This window comes from Streptomyces sp. NPDC037401 (assembly GCF_055602345.1).
Genome location: NZ_JBVJWO010000016.1, coordinates 113,615 through 119,927 on the forward strand (window position 1 = coordinate 113,615; position 6,313 = coordinate 119,927).

A 6,313-nucleotide genomic window follows, 5' to 3' on the forward strand; every position below is an offset into this window, starting at 1 on the left:
GGCCGAACGGGTGACGCGAGCCTTTACCGCGCCTGCCGGAACCCTACTTTCGGAGCATGTACCTGAAGAACGGGAAGAACGATCACCGCATGACCAGCCCCGGCATCGACCTCGACGCACTCCCTCCGGACACCCTCGTCACCCTCGTCACCCAGAACGGCAAGATCACACCGATCGGCGAGTTGGTCATCGAGAAGATGGCTAAGGATCTGGCCGCAATCTGTAAGCAATCCCGAGACCCGCAGGCTGCGCTGAAGGTGCTCCAAGAGATCATCCCCGAGCAGATGAGGAAGGTCGTCAGCCAGCCCGCCGCCGACGGACCCAGTGCGCTCCGCGCAGCCCTGACCGGCCTGGCCGGGTACCAATGTCTTGAGCGCCGTCCGGGCCGCGATCCTCTGACTGGCCGCAGGGACGACGGTCAGCCCGACACCGACGCGACGTTCTTCGATCGGCTGGTGTGCACCCAGCAGCATGGCCACAGCGGGGACCACGAAGATGCCCTTGAGCGGACCTGGCAGCAGGCGGAGCTTTCGGTGTGACCTTGCGGTTCTCCAGCACCTTGCTGCGCATCAACCGCCTGAGCCGCCACTCGTCGCGAGCCCATCAAGACGCTCCGGGCGGACGACACTTCGCAACACAGTCAGACAGGCCCGTGAACAGAGCACACAGCTTCGTGGTCTCCGTGATCGCGTGAACGGTTTGCAGGTCAGCGTAGGGGTTGATGGAGAAGCTCAGTTTCGGCTCGCGGCTCAACCTCGTCATGGTCATTGCCGCGAGTGCGACGAACTCGTCCGTCGGCTCCCACATGGGGCCGAACACATCGCCCCACCACCTGAGATCCGGCAAATCGGTGCCGCTGACATCCACGACCAGGACAGTCGGCATCAGCTTCGACGCCGTGTGCCCCGACGACGGTAGGGCTCTAGCCCAGCCTCTGCCCTCTGGCGTCTCACCACCGCACCGCCTGATGGAACAGCGATTGTGCTGCGAGGTCACCGCAAGCCCGACGCTGTCGGACCCCAGACCTACCGGTCCGATCGGGTCGGTCGAGCCCGCGCCCAGGCGTGTGCAGAGCACGTGTCCCAGCCGTGCCCTTCAGGGCGGCAAGCAGGGCCATCACGGGTACAGACGAGGCCCCGCCGAAGCCTCGACGGAGGGGCGCATCCCCAGGTCAGAGGACATACCGGCGCCCCGAGCGGTCGGAGCGCCACACGATCGAACCTGGCCGCACCCGTTCGCCGCGACCACTCAGCTCGTCCACCCCACCTGCTGGATGGCCCACGAGTCACGCCCGGCCAGCTCCCGCCTCGACGGCGGCGCCATGAGCCGGTACAGCCCCCAGCGGAGCGCGTGACTCGTGGGACGGGTTCGGCAAAGGATCAGGCGGCCTCCGCCTCGACGGGCAGGTCGGCCAGGCGCCATTCCAGCATGCCGTCGGTGAGTCGCAGGGCCTTTCGGCCGTGCTGGTGGAGCAGGCGTACGGCGTCGTGGGCGAGGACGCAGTAGGCGCCACGGCAGTACGCGACGACCTCGACGTCGTCCGGTAGTTCGGCGATGCGCTCGGCGAGTTCCCCGACCGGGATGGAGATCGCACCGGGGATGTGGCCTGCGGCGTATTCCTCGGCCGGGCGGACGTCGAGGACGACGACTTCGCCCGCTTGGGCGCGGGCCCGCAGTTCCTCGCGGTCGACCTCTTCCGCTGCGTCCGTGCCGAGATATGCGGTGCGAGCCGGTTCGACGGCGGCCTGGTGGGTCTGGGCGACCTGGCGCAGGAGGGCGTAGAGGGCAGCGACGTCGTCGCCGGCGAGGCGGTAGTGGATCCGGACCCCCTCTCGGCGGGTGGCGACGAGTCCGGCCTGCTTGAGGGTCTGCAGGTGTGCCGAGGCCGTGGTCAGGTTCAGTCCGGCCGCCTTGGCGAGCGCGTCGACCGTGCGTTCGCCCTGCGCCAGCAGGTCGAGCAGTTCCAAGCGCTTCCCGCTGCTCAGTGCCTTGCCCGTGAGGGCGAAAGCGTCGTACAGGGCCGACTTGCGTACGGCATCTCCCATGGCATCCTCCATAGATCCATGGAATATTGTATCTGTGGATGGGCGCTGGAACCACCGAGCCCCTACCGTGTCACCTGGAGGACCTGATGGGCTTCGCCGACGATCAATTGATACCGCTGGTCGATGAGGGGCTGGGAAACAGCTCCTACCTCGTCGACCTCGGTGACGGACGCGCCCTCGCGGTGGACGCGAGCCGGGACCTGCGCGCGCTGCGGGCCGCTGCCGGACGGCGGCGGCTGCGGGTGGCGTACGCGGCCGACACCCACCTGCACGCCGATTTCCTCTCCGGTGCCGTGCAGCTCGCGCACGACGACGAGGCCATGGTGCTGGCCTCGGCCGCCGGCCACCGCGCCTTCCCGCACACGCCCCTCGCCGACGGCGACGAGACCGACCTCGGCGGCCTGACCCTCCGTGCGCTGGCCACCCCCGGCCACACCGACGAACACCTCTCCTTCCTGCTCCTGGACGGCACCCGCGAGCTGGGCGTCTTCACCGGCGGCTCGCTCATCGTCGGCTCGGCCGCCCGTACCGACCTCCTCGGCGCCGACCGCGCCGAGGAGCTGGCCCGCGCCCAGTACCACTCGCTGCGGCGGCTGGTCGAGCTGCCGGACAGCACGGCGGTCTGGCCCACCCACGGCGCGGGCTCGTTCTGCTCCGCCCCTCCCGGCGTCGAGCGCACGAGCACCATCGGTGACCAGCGTCGGGCCAATCCGCTGCTCGCTGCGCCGGACGAGGACGCCTTCGTACGGCAGCTGCTGGGGAGTCTCGGGTCCTACCCGGCGTACTTCGACCGGCTCGGTGAGGTGAACCGGCGCGGGCCCGCCGTCCTCGGCTCCGCACCCACGCTCGCCCCGCTCACGGCGGCCGAGGTCCGAAGCCTCCTCGGCGAGGGTGCTCAGGTCGTCGACGTCCGCTCCATCACCGATTTCGCCGTCGGCCACATACCCGGCGCGATCTCCAACCCGCTGCGCGGGCAGTTCGCCACGTGGCTCGGCTGGCTGCTGCCCGACGACAGCCCGCTCGTGTTCGTCACCTCCCCCGGCCAGGACCTCGCAGAGCTCACCTGGCAGGCCCTGAAGATCGGATACGAGCGGCTGGCCGGGCACCTCGACGGCGGCATGGACGCCTGGACCACCGCCGGTGGACAGCGCCAGAGCATCGAACTGCTCACCGCCGACCGCATCGGGGGCCGGCCCGTCCTGGACGTCCGCCAGCGTGCGGAACACACCGCAGGGCACATCACTGACGCGGTCCACATCGAACTCGGCGACCTCGCAGCCCGCTCCGGAGAGGCTCCGGCCGGCGCCGTGGTGACCTGCGGTCACGGCGAGCGCGCCATGACGGCCGCCAGCCTCCTGAAGCGCGCCGGACAGCGGGATCTCGCCGTCCTCGACGGCGGCCCGCGCGACTGGGCCAAGGCCACCGGCCGCCCCCTGCAGGAAGGAGCGTGAGCATCCACGCAAGCGGCGACACCGGCACCGGCATACAGCTCGGACTGCGGGCCAACCTCCCCCAGTTCGCCCTGCTCGTCGCGGTCAACGCGCTCGTCGGCGGGATGCTCGGCCAGGAACGCACCGTCCTGCCTCTGCTCGCCGACGACGTCTTCCACCTGTCCGCCTACACCGCCGCCCTCACCTACATCGTGGCGTTCGGCACGACGAAGGCCGTCACCAACTTCTTCGCCGGCACCTGCTCCGACCGCTACGGCCGCAAACCGGTCCTGATCGCCGGATGGCTGATCGCCCTGCCCGTGCCCGCGATGCTGGCCTGGGGCCCCTCCTGGGGCTGGATCATCGCCGCGAACATCCTGCTCGGCATCAACCAGGGCCTGACCTGGTCCACCACCGTCATCATGAAGATCGACCTGGCCGGACCCGAACGCCGGGGACTCGCCATGGGCTTCAACGAAGCCGCCGGATACGGCGCCGTCGCGGCGACCGCCATGGCCACCGGCGCCATCGCCGAACACGCCGGACTACGCCCCGCCCCGTTCCTCCTCGGGGCCGCCTACGTCGTCCTGGCCCTGGGCCTGTCGACCTTCGCCGTACGCGAGACCCGCGACCACGCCCGCCTCGAAGCCGCCCGCCACACCAACCCCACAGACGGCGGGCACGACGGGGAACTGACCACCGGCCAGATCGCCCGCCTGACCAGCCTCCGCGACAAGGCCCTCTCTGCCGCCAGCCAGGCCGGCCTCGTCAACAACCTCAACGACGCCCTCGCCTGGGGCATCTTCCCCCTGCTCTTCGCCGCCCACGGCCTGTCCATCGCACAGATCGGCATCCTCGCAGCCCTCTACCCCGCAGTCTGGGGTGCCGGCCAGATGCTGACGGGCTGGTGGTCCGACCACATCGGCCGCAAACACCTCATCACCGCGGGCATGCTGCTCCAGGCCGCCGCCATCGCCCTCGTCGCCGCCGGCACCACCTTCGGCGTCTGGGCCACCGCCCAGGTCCTCCTCGGCATCGGCACCGCCCTGGTCTACCCCACCCTGCTCGCCGTCATCGGCGACGTCGCCCACCCCGCCTGGCGCGCCCGCGCCGTCGGCGTCTACCGCCTCTGGCGGGACGGCGGCTTCGCCATCGGCGCCCTCCTCGCAGGCGTCCTCGCCGACGCCTACGGCCTGACCACCGCCATCTACGCCATCGCAGCCCTCACCGCCGCCTCCGGCCTCCTCGTGGCGGTACGCATGTACGAAACGCATCCCCGCACCTGACCACCGCACCGTCGAAGTTCCTCCCCAGTCCCACAGGGCGGCGGAATGCCTGTCGGCGTCTCCTCTTCATGGTCGAGACCTCCTCGTTCGTGCGCTCCGAGAGACTCGCGCCGATCGGGTTACTGGACGGGTTCCCGTGATGATCATCGGGCCGGAGCCCCACCAGTCCCTCGCCCCGGCCGGCGCGCTGCTGGAGCGCGCGATCACGACCAAGAAGTCAGCCACGGCTGCAAGGTACCCACGCCATCGTGGTGTTGCTCTGGACACACCGAGCCGCACGGAAGTCGGTGATAGCTCACGCTCAGACCCCCATGCTCTTCTGCGGTCGGACGGTTCCGAGCGAGAGGATCGTGGCTACGAGGGACAGGGCTGCGAGGAGCAGGAATAGGTTTTGGTGTCCGCCGAGTGGACCTGCGAGGACGGCGCCCGCCCACGGTGCGAGTGCTGCGGCGATGTGGGCCGGCGCGCCGAGGAGCCCGGAGAGACGGCCGTACTGCGCGGTGCCCCAGCGATCGGTGACCGCGGTGGCCTGGAGGAGGGTGAGGTTGCCTCGGACGACTCCCGCCAGGACAGCGAGGATCACCAGGAGGGGGACGGGGCCGGGAATGAGGGCGAGGGCTGCCGTGGTCGCGCCGCCGAGGGCGATGAGGGTGGCCGTGCGGGTGGTGACGGATGTGCGGGCGGACAGGCTCGCGTAGAGGGTGCGGCCGAGGGTCTGGCCTGCTCCGCCGAGCCCCAGGGCCCAGGCAGCCTGGATGGGTGTTGCTCCGCGTTCGGTGAGGAGTGGGATGAGGCCCATGACGACGGCGTACATGGCGAAGCTGGAGAGGGTGAAGGCTGCGGCCAGGAGGAGGAAGGGGCGGCTGCGGGGGACGGGCGTGCGACCGATGGCGGGTGGCGGCGGTGGGGCGGCCGGCCACGGGGCACGAAGCGCCAGAGCATGCGCGGGGATGGTGACTGCGGCCAGGATCGCCGCGAGGACCGCGTACGTGGCCCGCCAGCTCAGGTACTCGGCGAGGGATGCGGTCAGCGGTGCGAAGACGGTGGAGGCAAGTCCGCCGGCGAGGGTGACGATCGTCAGGGCGCGGACGCGGTGGGGACCCCACCAGCGGGTGAGGGCGGCGAAGGCGGGCGGATAGAAGGTGGCGGCCATGGCCACGCCCGCGAGCAGCCAACCCGCGCTGAATGCAGCGAGATTGGGTGCGGCTGCGATCACCAGGAGGGCGAGCGTACCGAGCGCGGAGCCGGCGGTCATCACGGCTCGCGGTCCTCGGCGGTCGAGGATCCGGCCGATGGGGATGCCCGCCACGGCGGAGACGAGCAGGGCTCCGGAGAAGGCCGCGGTGGTGGCGGCCGGGGACCAGCCGCTGTCAGCAGTGATCCGGGAGCCCAGAACGGGGAAGGCGTAGTAGAGGATTCCCCAGCTGGTGACCTGGGTGGCGCACAGGGCGGGCAGGGCGGCGGGGGGGGGGGGGGGGGGGGGGGGGGGGGGGGGGGGGGGGGAGGGGGGGGGGGGGGGGGGGGGGGGGGGGGGTGTGGGGGTCGGGTGAGC

General features: G+C 70.9%; 6 protein-coding genes. 3 read left to right on the plus strand and 3 right to left on the minus strand.

The genetic code is table 11. The features are described from left to right. Positions 1 to 56: 56 nt before the first annotated feature. Positions 57 to 539, plus strand: coding sequence for a hypothetical protein (locus ACZ7H1_RS19335; RefSeq protein WP_470788108.1), 483 nt, complete (start codon positions 57 to 59; stop codon positions 537 to 539). 64 nt (positions 540 to 603) lie between these two features. Here ACZ7H1_RS19335 and ACZ7H1_RS19340 read toward each other — a convergent pair whose 3' ends face one another. Beyond that, positions 604 to 885: a hypothetical protein gene (locus ACZ7H1_RS19340; RefSeq protein WP_470788109.1), complete on the minus strand. Its 282-nt coding sequence runs from the start codon at positions 883 to 885 to the stop codon at positions 604 to 606. 494 nt (positions 886 to 1,379) lie between these two features. Beyond that, positions 1,380 to 2,045: an ArsR/SmtB family transcription factor gene (locus tag ACZ7H1_RS19345; RefSeq protein ID WP_470788111.1), complete on the minus strand. Its 666-nt coding sequence runs from the start codon at positions 2,043 to 2,045 to the stop codon at positions 1,380 to 1,382. Positions 2,046 to 2,083: 38 nt separating this feature from the next. Between ACZ7H1_RS19345 and ACZ7H1_RS19350 the strand changes: the two genes are divergently transcribed. Both ACZ7H1_RS19350 and ACZ7H1_RS19355 read left to right on the plus strand, forming a co-directional pair. Further along, positions 2,084 to 3,496, plus strand: coding sequence for an MBL fold metallo-hydrolase (locus ACZ7H1_RS19350; protein WP_470788112.1), 1,413 nt, complete (start codon positions 2,084 to 2,086; stop codon positions 3,494 to 3,496). After that, on the plus strand, positions 3,493 to 4,761 hold the full coding sequence (locus tag ACZ7H1_RS19355) for an MFS transporter (RefSeq protein ID WP_470788114.1): 1,269 nt from the start codon (positions 3,493 to 3,495) through the stop codon (positions 4,759 to 4,761). The genes ACZ7H1_RS19350 and ACZ7H1_RS19355 overlap by 4 nt, the downstream gene beginning before the upstream one ends. A 301-nt stretch (positions 4,762 to 5,062) precedes the next feature. Here ACZ7H1_RS19355 and ACZ7H1_RS19360 read toward each other — a convergent pair whose 3' ends face one another. Beyond that, entirely contained in the window at positions 5,063 to 6,217 is a 1,155-nt protein-coding gene (locus ACZ7H1_RS19360; protein WP_470788206.1) for an MFS transporter, read from the minus strand. Positions 6,218 to 6,313: the final 96 nt, after the last annotated feature.